General features: G+C 36.7%; 12 protein-coding genes. 9 read left to right on the top strand and 3 right to left on the bottom strand.

Annotation, left to right across the window (positions count from 1 at the left end; all coding sequences use genetic code 11):
* The 4 genes from porU to BBH99_RS21390 form a co-directional block, all read left to right on the top strand.
* Window positions 1–3626, top strand: a 3626-nt coding sequence (gene porU, locus BBH99_RS21405; protein ID WP_066700452.1) for a type IX secretion system sortase PorU, incomplete at its 5' end; no start/stop codon positions are given.
* Window positions 3627–3685: 59 nt separating this feature from the next.
* Complete coding sequence (gene porV, locus BBH99_RS21400) at window positions 3686–4834, top strand: type IX secretion system outer membrane channel protein PorV (protein ID WP_066700448.1); 1149 nt, start codon at window positions 3686–3688, stop codon at window positions 4832–4834.
* A 68-nt stretch (window positions 4835–4902) separates the two neighbouring features.
* Complete coding sequence (locus BBH99_RS21395; protein WP_066700446.1) at window positions 4903–5322, top strand: hypothetical protein; 420 nt, start codon at window positions 4903–4905, stop codon at window positions 5320–5322.
* Between the two features lie 185 nt (window positions 5323–5507).
* Window positions 5508–7772, top strand: a complete 2265-nt coding sequence (locus tag BBH99_RS21390) for an FUSC family membrane protein (protein WP_066700444.1) — start codon at window positions 5508–5510, stop codon at window positions 7770–7772.
* On the opposite strand, the gene BBH99_RS21385 is transcribed toward BBH99_RS21390, so the two are convergent.
* Together BBH99_RS21385 and BBH99_RS21380 are read right to left on the bottom strand one after the other, a co-directional pair.
* A complete protein-coding gene (locus tag BBH99_RS21385) occupies window positions 7753–8367 on the bottom strand; it encodes a 4'-phosphopantetheinyl transferase family protein (RefSeq protein ID WP_066700443.1) in 615 nt (204 codons plus the stop codon). The two genes, BBH99_RS21390 and BBH99_RS21385, sit on opposite strands and share 20 nt — an antisense overlap.
* A gap of 198 nt (window positions 8368–8565) precedes the next feature.
* Window positions 8566–9084 (bottom strand): pyridoxamine 5'-phosphate oxidase family protein, encoded by a 519-nt coding sequence (locus tag BBH99_RS21380; protein WP_066700441.1) that lies wholly within the window; start codon window positions 9082–9084, stop codon window positions 8566–8568.
* 165 nt (window positions 9085–9249) lie between these two features.
* Between BBH99_RS21380 and ahcY the strand changes: the two genes are divergently transcribed.
* The 4 genes from ahcY (at window position 9250) to yiaA (ending at window position 13341) form a co-directional block, all read left to right on the top strand.
* Window positions 9250–10563 carry an adenosylhomocysteinase gene (gene ahcY / locus BBH99_RS21375; protein WP_066700438.1) on the top strand — a complete coding sequence of 438 codons (1314 nt, stop codon included), beginning with the start codon at window positions 9250–9252 and terminating at the stop codon, window positions 10561–10563.
* Between the two features lie 82 nt (window positions 10564–10645).
* A complete protein-coding gene (locus tag BBH99_RS21370) occupies window positions 10646–11824 on the top strand; it encodes an acyltransferase family protein (RefSeq protein WP_066700437.1) in 1179 nt (392 codons plus the stop codon).
* A 144-nt stretch (window positions 11825–11968) separates the two neighbouring features.
* Entirely contained in the window at window positions 11969–12778 is an 810-nt protein-coding gene (locus tag BBH99_RS21365) for a hypothetical protein (protein WP_066700436.1), read from the top strand.
* Window positions 12779–12948: 170 nt separating this feature from the next.
* A complete protein-coding gene (gene yiaA, locus BBH99_RS21360; protein WP_065392731.1) occupies window positions 12949–13341 on the top strand; it encodes an inner membrane protein YiaA in 393 nt (130 codons plus the stop codon).
* Between the two features lie 144 nt (window positions 13342–13485).
* On the opposite strand, the gene purE is transcribed toward yiaA, so the two are convergent.
* Window positions 13486–13989, bottom strand: coding sequence for a 5-(carboxyamino)imidazole ribonucleotide mutase (purE, locus tag BBH99_RS21355; RefSeq protein WP_066700435.1), 504 nt, complete (start codon window positions 13987–13989; stop codon window positions 13486–13488).
* A gap of 247 nt (window positions 13990–14236) precedes the next feature.
* On the opposite strand from purE, the gene BBH99_RS21350 reads away from it, so the two are divergent.
* Window positions 14237–15142 (top strand): DMT family transporter, encoded by a 906-nt coding sequence (locus BBH99_RS21350; protein WP_066700433.1) that lies wholly within the window; start codon window positions 14237–14239, stop codon window positions 15140–15142.
* Window positions 15143–15217 lie beyond the last annotated feature (75 nt).

Below are 15217 nucleotides of genomic sequence, written 5' to 3'. Positions count from 1 at the left end.
GGCTTCCTGACCGTGATATTGCTGAAGTTACCTATTATACATTAGATGGAGAAAGATATGCCAGTATTAGCGTGGGGCTGTTCAAAAAGACCAAAAGCGGCGTTCTGAGGCTATCTTCTTTTAATGTTTCTGAAGCCTCTACTCCCATTAATGCTTATGGAGGCGTTAATAAAATAGGTACTACTGATAATCCCCTTGCCAGCGGAAACTTTTACAAAATAAAGGTTGACAAATCCGGAATATTTAAAATTACAGCACAGTTTTTAAGAGACAATGGAATTAATCCTGCTTCTGTAAATCCTAAGAATATGAGAATTTATGGAAACGGAGGAATTATGCTTCCGGAATTCAATCAGGACCCACGATATAATTCTTTACAGGAAAATGCCATTCAGGTAGTGGGTGAAGATGACGGAGTCTGGAATGATAGTGACTATGCTTTATTCTATGCTCAGGGGCCAAACGGATATAATCTTTATGATACCAACAATGGAAATGGGTTTAAAAGAAGAGAAACGAGATCAGATGCCAGCAATAACCTCAAAAATATATATGATGACTTTTCCTATTATTATATCAATTTTGATAAAGGCGCAGGAAAAAGAGTCGCTACGATAGACGGGAACTTACCTGCTCAATTGATTACCCGATACGACAGCTATCAGGTCATCAACAATGACCAGACCAATCTATTGAAAGTAGGAAGAATATGGGTAGAAGAGACTCCTTTCAGTACTGAAAAAACCATCACGCTGACGACCAATTCTCCCATGCAGCCTACGGATGTTATAAAATACAGGTCACAGGTTATAGGATACCGTTCACAGCAGAATTTTATTGATATTAAAATCAATAATCTTAACCCGTTCCATGAAAAGGTTCCAATTGATGAACCCACCTATTCGTATATGTTCTACCCTATGAGGTATAACGGAACTATTACCAATCAGACGGGAAATCAGATTACCTTGAAATACACTCCGGATATTTCTACAAATCCTAATGGAACTTTCTATTTTGATTACCTTGAAGTACAATACAAAGAGAATCTGGCATTCAATGGTTCACAGATGAATTTCAGAGACTATTCTATTGTAAGCGGAAGTAATACAAATTACGGATTCAGTATTTCCAATGCTTCCAGCCTGGAACAGGTATGGGATGTTACAGATATTACTAACGCCAACAGAAGAGTGAATAAGGCCGGAGCAGGTTCTTTTAATTTTGCTTATACGGCTGCTGATCAGAATTTCAACAATGAATTTGTTGCTTTCCGTGCTGATGCTGCTTTCACGCCACAGTTTGTAGGAAGAATTGCCAATCAGAATCTTTCAGCAATCAGCAATATAGATTATCTTATTCTTACTGTACCTGAATTGATGGGACAAGCACAAAGGCTGGCCAACTATCATCAGACAAAAAATAATTATAAGGTAGAGATTGTAGACGTTAATAAAGTTTATGAAGAATTTGGAAACGGAAGTAAAGATATTACTGCCGTTAGAGATTTCGTTACAAAATTAAATACTCCGGAAGGAAGGCTTAAATATGTATTTATTCTTGGAGACGCTTCTTATGATTATAAGAATAGAATTCCAAATAATAACAATATTGTTTCGGCTTATCAGAGTGAACATTCTTCAGATTATGTACAGTCTTTCGTTACAGATGACTATATTACCATGACTCAGCCCCAGACCGGGTCCAGCATACTATATAATCTACCCAATGTTCCTGTAGGAAGAATCCCAGCTGCCAATAGCACAGAGGCTGCCAATATGATTGATAAAACTCTGGCTTATTATAATGCGCTTCCGGGGCAATCCAGTCCTTTTGGAGATTGGAGAATGAAGCTTGATTTTGTTGTAGATGATAACGAAGAAGGAGGAAGTCCTTTCCATAATGTGATGAATAATGCACTGGTAAATGTTTTTGAACAACCAGGCGTACAGACATTAAAAGAATACAATGTAAAAAAACTGTATCAGGATGCTTTTACAATGCAAAGTACTGCAGGAGGGCCAAGATATCCACAAGTAAACCAAGCCATTTCTAACAGCATAGGGAACAGTTTATATCTGTTTTATTTTGGACATGGAGGAATCAATGGCTGGGCTCAGGAAAGAGTATTAACCAGTACCGAGATCCAGAATTCTAATAATTTCTCCAATGTATACAGCAGATTTCCGTTTATATCTACCATAACCTGTGAATTTACATTATGGGATGAACCATCAACCAATTCTGCCGGTGAACAGTTTATAAAACTAAAGCAGGGAGGCCCAGCTACGATGATTACCTCCAGCCGTGCTATAGCCATTGACTATGGACGAAGCTTTACAGATACTTTCACCAAAAATATATTTAAATTAACAAATGATGATTTTAATACTTTAGGCTACGCTCATCTGAATGCAAAAAAAGAGACAGGAGGCAATCCTAATCACCTTAGAGTAAATCTATTAGGAGATCCTGCTATGAAATTGAGCCGACCTCAAAGGTTATTGACCATTGATGATATTGAAACTCCTGTTCCGGGCTTGATAAGAGGGCTTGACTTTGTTAAAGTAAAAGGCCACATCAATAATCCTAACGGAACTTTAAATACTACATTCAACGGAAGGGTAACTATTAATATTTTTGATAAAAGGCTGAATAAAAAAACACTGAATAATAATAACTGGGGACATGCTGTCCTTAATTATACTGAAGAAGGAAGTGCAATCGTAAAAGCTTCAGGTTTAGCTGTAAACGGTGTTTTCACGGCAGAATTCTATGTCCCTAAAGATATCAATTATGCTGTGGGGGAAGGAAGAATATTAGGATATGCAGATAATAAGGTAACCGATGTATTCAATAATCAACCTGTTCAGGTGGGAGATATTAACCCTAACGGAATTAATGACAACCAGCCGCCAAAAGTAAAACTATACATGAACAACACCAATTTCGCAGATGGTGGAATTACCAATCAGAATCCAATGCTTCTGGCTTGTCTTACTGATGATACAGGAATTAACTCTGCCGGATCAGGGGTAGGCCATGATATTACTGTATATTTAGATGGCCAGGTGATCAATACAATTATCCTGAACGATTTTTACTCTCCGGGAGAAGGAAACGGATGCTTAAACCCAAGCCTTGCTGAATATCAAAAAGGAAATGTAAGTTACCCTTTCAGAAATCTGCCAGTGGGGCAACACCAATTAACATTTAAAGTTTGGGATATAAACAATAATTCGACAACTACAACGTTAAATTTTGAGGTTAAAGATGAATCTGACCAACATCTGACGATCAACCGTCCGCTAAACTGGCCAAATCCATTTACCAATAAAACATATATCCAGTTTGAACACAATTGTGATGATATCCTGGATGTGAATGTACAGATTTATACCATCACCGGAAGATTAGTAAGAACTTTATCTCAACCGGTAGTTGCAGAACCGTTCCTTCAGGGCTATAGAACCCCGCGCCAAGCTATAGAATGGGATGGAAGAGATGATTTTGGTGCTACTGTTGCAAAAGGTACATATATTTTTAAGATATTTGCAAAAAGCCAAAACCAAGAAAAATGCAAAGGAAGTGCCACAGCTGTAGAAAAAATGGTACTTTTGAAATAATTGAGTAACACATAGACAATAAAATTTATAAAAAACTGATAATATATAAAAGACAACATATGAATTTAACTACTAAACTGCTTTTAGGACTTGGGTTAAGTGCTGGTTTTCTAGGCTATTCACAAATAAACCCTGTACTTACCGGAGCTCCCTTCCTGAGAATTGCACCAGATGCAAGAGCGGGAGGTATGGGAGATCAAGGGGTGGTAACCTCTCCTGATGCATTTTCACAATTCTGGAATGCAGCCAAATATCCTTTCAGCAGAACAAGTTCTTCCGTAGGTCTTACCTATACACCCTATATGGGAAAACTTACCAATGATGTATTCTTGCTATACGGAGCATTCCATAAATTCCTTGGACAGGATGAAAGGTCCACAATTTCCGCAAGTATCTATTACTTCAATATGGGTGAAGTAGACCTTACTCAGTTAGTAGGTAATGAAGTTACTTCAAACGGGGTATCAAAACCTAATGAATTCTCCATTGACGTGGCGTATGGTTTGAAACTTTCTGATTCCTACTCCATGGCTGTAACCGGTAGATTTATCCGTTCAGACTTAGCCGGAGGATTCAATACAGATAATACACTTAAAGCAGCAAACTCTTTTGCTGTAGATATTTCAGCATACTATACTTCTGAAAGATTCTCAAGTTTCGGAGGATATGATGGTAAATTAAATGCAGGTTTGGCCATACAAAACCTGGGTCCAAAACTTGATTATACCGGAAATGAAGAATCAAGATCCTATCTTCCTACCATGGCAAGATTAGGGGTGGGATATGATATGTATCTGGATGACCTGAACAGAATCGGAATCTCTGTAGAAGGTTCAAAACTTTTGGTACCGGGATCTGAATATGTAGGAGTAGACGCGTACAGAAGACCTAAATATGAAATTCCAAACGTAGGTCCAATAGCTGGTATCGGAAAATCCTTCAAAAACCCGAACAGTATCATGTATAGTGGTGCTTTAGAATATTCATATGACAATGCTTTCTCGGTAAGAGGAGGTTACTTCCATGAAAGTGAAGAACAGGGAGCAAGACAATTCGCAACTGCAGGTATCGGATTGAAGTATCGTTCTTTCGGGCTGGATCTTTCTTACCTGATCAATATGTCTAAAGTGAATACAGCGTTGGACAATACCCTTCGTTTCGGTCTTACCTGGAACATTGGTGAAGAAACATCCAATAACGACCGTTAATACATTTAACAATTATATAAAGCCTCATCCAATTTGCATGAGGCTTTTTTAATAGCCATTACACAAATATGAAAAAATACTTACTCTGTTTAACCTTCCTTCTGGCCAGCTTCCAGCTCTGTTGTTCTCAGACTGTTTTAAAAGGTAAAAGCTTCAAAGCCCTTATCGGAAATGTTTGTGCAGAAACCAATGAGTATAACCCTTGCGCCAGCCATATGATTCATCTGGTTCTCAATTTCAGGGATCAGGATGTTATTTTCACCGAAAAAAATGTAAATAGCTGTGGTGAAGACGTTACATCACGTATTCAGGCAAAATGGAAAATAGATTCGGCAGGCCGGGTTGCTCTCTCCTACTCTTCCAAAATTCCAAAAGGCAACTTTTTAGAAGGTTTTCGCTTACAATTAAAAGGAGACAAACTTATAGGATATAAAAAAGACTGGCAGAATAGCATGGTTGAATATAAATTTGAAAAGATGAAAGAGTAAATGATGAATCGCCAATTCGCTGTGCTCACCAATTGCTCCAAAAATATGCAGATTTTACTTTGTAAAGCAAAAATTCATCTTTCAGGATAAGGCTTTTTATCATTATTAAAAAAATATAACATTTAAGTTTACAAAAGTCTATCCTTTATGGCGATTTTGTTAAATTCAATAGCTATTTTTGTAGTATGAACTATTCGGCGGAGCTAAAAAAATTTGTAACCAGTCAGTATCTGTATTCTGCAATCAGAATTACATTAGCTACTGTTCTCCCTTGTTTAGTTCTCGCCCACTTTGGTATTTTAAAAGAATACTTCCTCTTTCCTCTCGGAACCAGCTTTGTTGCCCTTACTGACCAACCAGGGCCGTTCATCAGAAGAAGAAATGCCTTAGCATTTGCCATTTGCTGTTTTGTCTTCGTTGCATTGATCGCAAGTCTGGTGATGAATTTTAAGATACTGGTTCTCCTTGAGATCATTATCTTCGGTATGTTTTTCTCCTTAATCGGGGTGTATGGCCAAAGATTGGCTGCGGTAGGCTCACTATCTCTTGTAGTACTCGCTATCTTTATTGATGGCCATCTTACCGGAGCTAATATTTTTAAAAGCTTGCTGATATTCACCTGCGGATGTATCTGGTTTTTGCTGATATTCCTTGTGGTGACCACCATCCGACCTTATAAACTCGCGGGGCAGATGATTGGTGAAAACTATCTTCAACTGGCCGAGTTTCTAAAGATCAAAGCGAATTATTATCAGAAAAACCCTGATTTTGACAAGCTTACCACCCAGGTTATTGCTAAACAGATTGAAATAAAAAACCTTCAGGAAGATACCAGGGAAACGGTTTTCAAAACCAGAACCATCGTTAACGAGTCTACCACAACCAGCCGTTTATTAATGCTGATGTTCCTGAATTCTATGGACCTTCATGAAAAGCTGATGACTTCTGAAAGTGACTATCAGAAACTACAGCAAAGCTTTGAAGACAGTATGATCCTGGTTAACATTCATGATTATCTGAATCTTTTGGCTGAAGAGATTACCAATATCGGAATTGCACTCCAAAGCGGAACAAGGGCAAAGCCAATGTTTAATCTTGAACTGGAATTAAAGAATCTCAACTATAATTATTTTGAGCTTAGGAATAAACAGCTGTCTCCGGACAGTCTGGAGAATTTCATGGTCCTGCGCCAGATTTTAATGCGTATCAATGAAATTACCAAAGAGATCAATGAGATTTATAAAGTATTTTCACAGGATGTAAAACTGGCAAAAAGTTTATCCACCGGATTAGACTTAAGAAAGTTTATGCCTAATGAGCCGAAACTGAACTCTAAGGTTTTAAGGAATAATATTTCATTATCCTCCTCTCATTTCCGCCATGCGATTAGAATTACCACAGCATTATTACTTGGGTATCTCTTTTCCATGTTTGATTTTCTGGGACTGGGACACACCTACTGGATATTAATCACAATTACAGCGATTCTAAAACCGGCCTACTCCATCACTAAACAGCGAAACCTGCTGCGTCTTTACGGAACGGTTACCGGGGCTACAATTGCTTATATCATCCTGCATTTCATACACATCAATAGTGTTTTGTTTGCCATTCTGCTCATCAGCATGATTATGTGCTTCAGTTTTTTGAAAGGACGGTATTTTTGGGCGGTACTTTTCATGACGATCTATATTTTCCTTAGTTTTAATTTTTTAAATCCCGGAAAAGTCAATATTATTTTTAAAGACAGGGTTCTGGATACGGCTATTGCAGGAATTATTGCATTTGCGGTTTCTTATATTGTATTGCCTGTTTGGGAACATACCCAAAACCTGGATCTGATGAAAAAATCTGCAGCAGATAACCTCATCTATTTCCAGAGTGTAATGTCTAAATTTCTACAGGGAAATTTCGATCTTGAAGATTATAAGGTAAAGCGAAAAAATGCCATCATTTCATTGGCCAACCTCTCTGATAATTTTCAGAGAATGATTTCGGATCCTAAAAACCAGCAGAAAAAACTGGAAGTGGTACATCAGTTTGTGGCTACTTCGCATCTTATTACAGCGTATACCGCTTCTTTGTCTCAGTATTCAAAAAGTAATGAGCAATATCCTGAAATAGATGCCGAAAGCTGGAGCCGGAAAATTGAAGCAGAAATGCAGCAAACTTCAACGTTACTGAATGGTGATGATATCACCGAAGCGCTTAGAATGGAAAGCCGCCTGGAGCCGGAAGACTCTTCCATTGAAGATATGCTTCTGAAAAGAAAAACCGAAATTGAGGAAAATGAAATTGTTGACCGAAGAGACCCTGATAAAATCTCCCATTTAACGGAGCTTAAAAACATTCATGATATCCTGGAACTGATCTATGATGTTGCTAAGGAACAACGAAAAGTAATTGAAAAATACAGAAGTGAGAAGCATTCTACTCCTCCACAATCGTAAAGCAGTAATCATCAAAAAACTCCACTCTGGCTTTAAATTCGTCTGAAAACTGGTCGTCATACACACGGCAGCTTATTTTATGAAGATGCTTCAGCTCAAACGGCTTTACTTCATAATTTTTCTTCAATGACCAATATTTGGAATGGTGGATCTTGTACATACTTTCTTTTACACTCCATATAATGGTATAGAAAGTATCTGCTTTGTCTTCAGGAATAAACCCTCTTTCATTTTCATAGGTGAATTTATCAATCACTCTTAAAATCTTGGGATTGAATTTTTCAACGTCTATTCCTATTTTGTTTTTAGAAATTGCAATGGCTGCAAAAGGGAAAGAATGGGTGATTGAGATCTCCGCATCACTAGGAGAAAGAAAGGGTTCTCTTTCTTTGTATAGAATCTTGGAATCTGGTTTTAAACCCTTCAACAGCTTACGGACCATCAATACTTCCAATAATTTTTTAGGATGATAATCCTTTACTTTCTCAGCATTTTCAGGTTCCAGCAATTCGTTGATATCAAGTGTTTCGCTTTCATCATATTTCCAAACCAGAATGGTGGCATTATCATCTGAAAAATCTCTGTAAAGGGGCATTCTTTTTTTATTGGGTAAAAATAAGGAAAAAGTTGGAAATGAAAACCGAGAAAGTCAGAAGATGGGAGTCGGAAAATGGAAATTTATATTCGTCAATAAAAGTAAATATAAACTTATTTTGAAGAATCTATTCAAAAGTAGATTTCCTAATTAGCTTACCCATTAGAAACTCCAACTTCCCTCTCCCAGCCTCCTTCCTTATTTAGACTGATGGTTCACATCATTCCTATGCTCTATAATTTCCAGGCTGGAATCTACAAAGTAAGCACTTCCGAAACCGTTTACATAAGAACCTTTTACAGGGTGTAAAGCAATTAAAATAAAGTCGCCCATTTCAGAAATAACATCCACTACTTTTCCGTGGGCTTCTTTCAGTTTGATTATTACATTTACCCACGTTTCAGAATCTCTCTCAACCTGGGAAATTCCAGCTTCAATGGTCAGACGCTCTCTGGCATAAATCTGTTTGGTTGCAGACTCATCTTCGATAAACATGATTGACGTTTTTCTTCCCTCCGAAAGATTTTTGGTATGTTTTGCCATAAAGGAAACCAGAATATAAAAGGTGTTATCAACCTTTACAAACGGTGCATAACTGGAATTAGGATTTCCTTCAGCATCTACTGTAGCCAGAATCACACTTTTCGATCTTTCAATCAATTCCTTTACTTTAGGTGCAACAGGCTTGGCCTTTTTCTCTGTATGGGTAGTATTCATAATATCGTATTTATCAGATAAAAGTAGTTATTTATATTAAGACTAAATAATTTTAAGTCATGTTTAATCTCATGATAATGAAATTGATTTGTCGTTTTTTTATCTTAATTATAAATTGTAATTTTGCCTTTCGTTATCAATTGAATTTAAATTTATTCATTACATATGAGTACAACAACACAATACGTTCCTTATAAAGTTAAGGATATCTCCCTTGCAGAATGGGGAAGAAAAGAAATTACTCTTGCAGAAGCAGAAATGCCAGGTTTGATGGCAATCCGTGAAGAGTACGGACCATCTCAACCGCTTAAAGGAGCAAGAATCGCAGGATGTCTTCACATGACGATCCAAACGGCTGTGCTTATCGAGACTTTGGTAGCTTTAGGAGCTGAAGTTACCTGGTCATCTTGTAATATTTTCTCTACACAGGACCACGCTGCTGCTGCTATTGCTGCTGCTGGAATCCCTGTTTATGCCTGGAAAGGTTTAAATGCTGAAGAATTCGACTGGTGTATTGAGCAGACTTTATTCTTTGGTGAAGACAGAAAACCATTGAACATGATCCTTGATGATGGTGGAGATTTAACAAATATGGTTTTTGATAAATACCCTGAGTTCACAAAAGATATCAAAGGTCTTTCTGAAGAAACTACTACCGGAGTTCACAGACTTTACGAAAGAATGAAGAACGGTACTTTGGTAATGCCGGCTATCAACGTAAACGACTCTGTTACTAAATCTAAATTCGATAACAAATACGGATGTAAAGAATCTGCAGTAGATGCTGTAAGAAGAGCTACAGACGTAATGTTGGCTGGAAAAAGAGTGGTAGTTTGCGGATACGGAGATGTAGGTAAAGGTACTGCTGCTTCTTTCAGAGGTGCAGGTTCTATTGTTACCGTTACTGAAATTGACCCAATCTGTGCACTTCAGGCTGCAATGGACGGTTATGAAGTAAAAAGATTAGATACTGTGGTAGATAACGCTGATATCATCATCACTACAACCGGTAACTTCAACATCGTAAGAGGTGAACACTTCCTTAAGATGAAAGATAAGGCTATCGTTTGTAACATCGGTCACTTCGATAATGAAATCGATATGGCTTGGTTAAATGAAAACTATGGTTCTACTAAATCTGAAGTGAAACCTCAGGTAGATATCTATACTGTAGAAGGAAAAGAGATCATCATCCTTGCAGAAGGAAGATTGGTAAACCTTGGATGCGCAACAGGTCACCCAAGTTTTGTAATGTCTAACTCTTTCTCTAACCAGACTTTGGCTCAGATCGAATTATGGAACAACTCTGCAGCTTACAAAAACGAAGTATATATGCTGCCTAAGCACCTGGATGAAAAAGTAGCAGCTTTACACCTTAAGAAATTAAGCGTAGAGCTTGAAACGCTTTCTCCTGAGCAGGCTGCTTATATCGGAGTAGATGTAAAAGGGCCATTCAAACCTGAGTATTACAGATACTAAAAATTTTAATTTTTATAAAAAATCCTTTGCATTCACTTGCAAAGGATTTTTTTTTATACCATATTTATCGAAATTTTAATTAATGAGTATAGATAGCTACCTCTTTATATTAATTTGTTACTCATCAATATTTATTTCTGGATTTTTTATTTCCAGGATTGTCAATTTTAAGACCGCCACCAATCGTTTTGAAAGTATTGATGGTTTTAGAGGACTTCTAGCAACCGGGGTTTTTATTCACCATTCTATAATTTGGAAAAATTATCTCAACACTAATATATGGGAATTACCCAAAAATCATCTTGCTGTACATCTTGGTGAAAGTTCTGTAGCATTTTTCTTTATGATTACCAGCTTTCTATTTACCAATAAACTTTTAAAATCAGGAAGCCAGAATTTAGTTTTTTGGAGAAACCTATTATATTCCAGGATTTTCAGACTGTTCCCTTTATATTTTTGTGTTGTCACTATTTGTATATTTTTCGCATTAGCTATAGATCATTTCATTTTAAATTCAACTCTATATGTTTTTTTAGCACAGTGTTTAAAGTGGTATATGTTCAACATTAAAGGGAAGGTAATTATTGGACAAACTTACAATATTGATTTTATGTTAGCTGGTGTAGTTTGGTCATTACCTTATGAATGGTTATTCTATTTTACCCTTCCCATTATTGGAACTCTTATGTTAAAGAACAAAAATGTTATCTCTATCATTGTATCGGTACTATTTATTTTAGTATATATAAATCATAATACAATTAGATTAACCCATATGATCTCATTCTTAGGAGGTATGATTCCAGCAATCATTCATTATTTTTATCCTAATATAAAACTGAGCAATAAACTATATTCAATTGCAGCCATTTTTTGTTTAATTATAGGGCTGTCTTTTGATTCAAGTAGTCGTAATTATTTTTCCAAAACTTTTCTGATCATAGCATTTACTATTATTGCTTTAGGTAATAATTTATTTGGTTTTTTAAAAATCAATTTTTTAAAATTTCTAGGAGAGATTTCATATAGCACTTATCTGATTCACGGGATTTTGTTATTCACAACTTTTTACTTTATTGGTTTTGATAATATAAAAACTTTGAATGGAGCCACCTATATGTTTTTGATGTTTATAATTGCCATTTTTCTAAATATAATCTGCTCATTTACCTTTTATTTAATTGAGAAGCCATTTATAAATCTATACTATAAAATAATAAGTAAAAAACCTTTCCGGATTAGAAAAACAATATCGGAGTAAATGTAAAAGGACCATTCAAACCTGAGTATTACAGATACTAAGATTTATAAAAATATGATAAAATCCCGCTATTTTGAAATAGTGGGACTTTTTATTCTCTAACCTCAACATATTCTTTATTTTTGCAAAAAATTTTAATACAGCATGAAAAAGCATTTATTTCTGGGGATAATGGGATCAGCTCTGTTCTTTAACAGCTGCAGCAGTAATGATGATAATGAAGGAACTAATCTTCCTTCCGAACAACCTCAGCTATTATTGAGTAAAGTTACAACCGTTTATTATGATAATCCTTCCAATCCTGAAACCACTGTTTCAACTTTGAGTTATAATAATCAGAAGCAATTGATCAAAACAATTTCAGAAGGCAGAACTTCGACTTTTGAATATGATAATACAGGAAAGCCTGCAAAAACTATTTACTATAATCCGGATGGCACGGTAGATTACTATTCTGCTTATACTTACAATGGAGACCAGCTGACAAGTATTAAAGCAATCTACGCTGATTCTGATGGCAACAGAACGGTTACGTATACTTATAATACTAACGGACAGATGACCTCTTCCACACTCTGCCAGGATCCTGAATGCTCACATCCTGCCACTGATACCTATATCTATAATGGAAATAATATTTCATCTGAAACTTCAACATGGGGTGGATCTATGACCTACAGCAATAAAAGGGATTTCTCTTATGATGACAAATTCAACCCTTACACCAATATCAATAAATATCTGAAAATTATGATGGGAGGGGCATACAGCTTAAGTAAAAATAATTATCTCGTAGAAAAAATAAGCTATAAAGATAATGGAGTATGGCAGCAAAACCAGACTATAACGTACACCATACAATATAATAGCTCTGGCTTTCCGGTTCAGGTTGTTGGAAAAGAAGCCAATGGAAATCCTTACGTTCAGTATAATTACGAATATATTATCCAATAATAACAAGCTCTCCAGTTTTGGGGAGTTTTTTGTTTTAAAAAGTGATTTCCAACTTCCTTAGATAGAAATCATCGTTTCAAGCCTCCGTATTTTTCCCATATTTTCTCATGATAGTGATAATGTTAACAAAAAATGAATATATTTAGCTTCTTAAACAAAACATTAAATTCATGAAAAAACAAAGAGTATCAAATGCGTTTGTCGCAGCCTCTTGGGTCGCATTGGGAGCAGGAATGATTGGTTATATTGTAGGGCTTGCCAGGGCAGAAATGCAGCTGAATGAGAAAGGTTACTATTTTACGATCTTACTATATGGTTTATTTGCTGTTGTTTCATTACAGAAAGCCGTTCGTGATAAATTAGAAAACATCCAGGTAACAGATATTTATTATGGAATCTGTTGGTTTGCCACCCTATCTTCTATTGTATTGCTGGCCATCGGACTCTGGAATGCCACCATCCTTCCAAGTGAAAAAGGATTTTATGCTTTTGCCTTCCTTCTGGCACTTTTTGGCGCGATTGCCGTTCAGAAGAACACAAGAGATAATATGCTTCAGGAATAATTCAAAACTCTCCCAATGCGGGGGAGTTTTTATTTTACACCATTTCCAGATTCTTTAATTAACAAAGCAGCAATATGTTTTCATTAAAAATCAAAAAGCCTCGCTGAAAAGTGAGGCTTTTTATATACTGAATTTAGCTTTAGACTATTGATCAAAATGATTAGGATGCTGTGCTTTGATATCTTCCACTGTTCCCAATACTTTATCTTTCAAAGAATCCTGGTATTTCTGAAGTTTCGTAGCAACTTCTTCATTACCGCTTCCAATGATTTTAGCGGCTAAAATACCTGCATTTAATGCTCCGTTCAATGCTACGGTTGCTACCGGAATACCGCCTGGCATCTGAAGAATTGAAAGTACAGAATCCCACCCGTCAATAGAATTACTGGACAAAATTGGAACTCCGATTACCGGAAGCGTAGTACAGCTTGCCACCATTCCCGGAAGATGCGCTGCTCCGCCAGCTCCTGCAACAATCACTTTAAGACCTCTCTCCTGTGCTGTCTTTGCATAATCAAACATTCTCTCCGGTGTTCTGTGTGCTGAAACTACAGTTAATTCATAAGGAATATCCAGACTTTTAAGGAAATTCGCAGCCTGTTCCATGATCGGCAGATCACTCTGACTGCCCATAATAATACCTACCATCTTCAATTTTTATTAGATGTTCAAAGATAAAAAATAAAGCTGGAAGTTAGGAGGCTGGGAGCTGGAAGTTTATTGCCGAACAATCTAATATCATTCTTTTCATAATGCAATCTCCCTAAAGTCTACCATAAACTTCCCTCTTCTATCCTCCGGCTTCCCTCCCATCTGTATCATTCAAAATCAGCACAACTGTATCCATTATCATCGGTAAAAAACCGCTACATTTGCTTGTTACACTTCATTTGCTTTGAAAGATTATAAACTTATTTTCGCTGTTCTCACCGTTGCTTTTGTCTGGGGAACTACCTTTTTAGCTATTCGTGTTGCTGTGGAAACCATTCCGGCATGGTTTGTAGCAGGAATCCGTCAGTTCCTGGCCTCCATTATTATGCTTATTATCCTCCTTTCAAGAAAAGAATTCAAATGGATTGGGTGGAAAAGTTTAGGATATCAAATCGTTTTTGCTTCTTTGATGCTGGTGATCGCCAATGGTATGACTACTGTAGCGGAAGAAACCGTTTCAAGCAGTCTGGCCTCACTCATCAGTGCCTGCTCTCCTATTCTTGTATTTCTGGGAAGCCTGGCTGTAGGCTTGCAAAAGTTCAGCATACGTGCCTTTTTTGGAGTCCTGATGTGCTTTAGCGGAATTCTCTTCATTTTCTGGGACGGGTTGCAGGATCTTGCCAATCCGGATTACAGAATGGGAATGATTTTCATGTTTTGTGCTATTACAGGATGGGCTTCAGGAACCATATTCACTAAGAAACTGAATATTCAAAGCGGAAATATCACCTTAAATTTATTCTATCAGTTCCTTTTTGCAGGAATCGTTCAGGTTATCCTTGCTTTCCTCTTTTCTGAGGATTATAACTTCGGAAACTGGACTTTCAAAAGTATTGCTGCCATGTTATATCTTTCTGTATTCGGTTCTGTAGCTGCTTTTTTTGCATTCCACTATGCTTTAACCAAGATTTCTCCGGTGCAGGTTTCTATTTTGGCTTATATCAATACCATTATTGCCATATTCCTGGGCTGGCTGATTATGAATGAACAGATCTCCATGAAATTTATCCTTGCGGCGGCATTAATTATTTGTGGGGTATTTATTATTAACTATAAACCGGAAATGTTCAAGAGACAGAAATTTGAATGATTTATTGTAATACTAGATAACGCAAAGGCGCAAATAAAATTCCCTACATAATGCTTTAAGACGCAAGATGACCTG

The organism is Chryseobacterium contaminans (genome assembly GCF_001684955.1).
In the GTDB taxonomy this organism is placed as follows: Bacteria; Bacteroidota; Bacteroidia; order Flavobacteriales; family Weeksellaceae; genus Chryseobacterium; species Chryseobacterium contaminans.
Note: the sequence above shows the minus strand (reverse complement) of the source record. Positions and strands in the feature narration are given on the sequence as shown.

What these genes read in the sequence shown, in the direction of transcription:
- porV (WP_066700448.1), top strand. Translation starts at nt 3,686, where the DNA reads ATGAATTTAACTACTAAACTGCTTTTAGGACTTGGGTTAAGTGCTGGT.
- BBH99_RS21395 (WP_066700446.1), top strand. Translation starts at nt 4,903, where the DNA reads ATGAAAAAATACTTACTCTGTTTAACCTTCCTTCTGGCCAGCTTCCAG.
- BBH99_RS21390 (WP_066700444.1), top strand. Translation starts at nt 5,508, where the DNA reads ATGAACTATTCGGCGGAGCTAAAAAAATTTGTAACCAGTCAGTATCTG.
- BBH99_RS21385 (WP_066700443.1), bottom strand. Translation starts at nt 8,367, where the DNA reads ATGCCCCTTTACAGAGATTTTTCAGATGATAATGCCACCATTCTGGTT.
- BBH99_RS21380 (WP_066700441.1), bottom strand. Translation starts at nt 9,084, where the DNA reads ATGAATACTACCCATACAGAGAAAAAGGCCAAGCCTGTTGCACCTAAA.
- ahcY (WP_066700438.1), top strand. Translation starts at nt 9,250, where the DNA reads ATGAGTACAACAACACAATACGTTCCTTATAAAGTTAAGGATATCTCC.
- BBH99_RS21370 (WP_066700437.1), top strand. Translation starts at nt 10,646, where the DNA reads ATGAGTATAGATAGCTACCTCTTTATATTAATTTGTTACTCATCAATA.
- BBH99_RS21365 (WP_066700436.1), top strand. Translation starts at nt 11,969, where the DNA reads ATGAAAAAGCATTTATTTCTGGGGATAATGGGATCAGCTCTGTTCTTT.
- yiaA (WP_065392731.1), top strand. Translation starts at nt 12,949, where the DNA reads ATGAAAAAACAAAGAGTATCAAATGCGTTTGTCGCAGCCTCTTGGGTC.
- purE (WP_066700435.1), bottom strand. Translation starts at nt 13,989, where the DNA reads ATGGTAGGTATTATTATGGGCAGTCAGAGTGATCTGCCGATCATGGAA.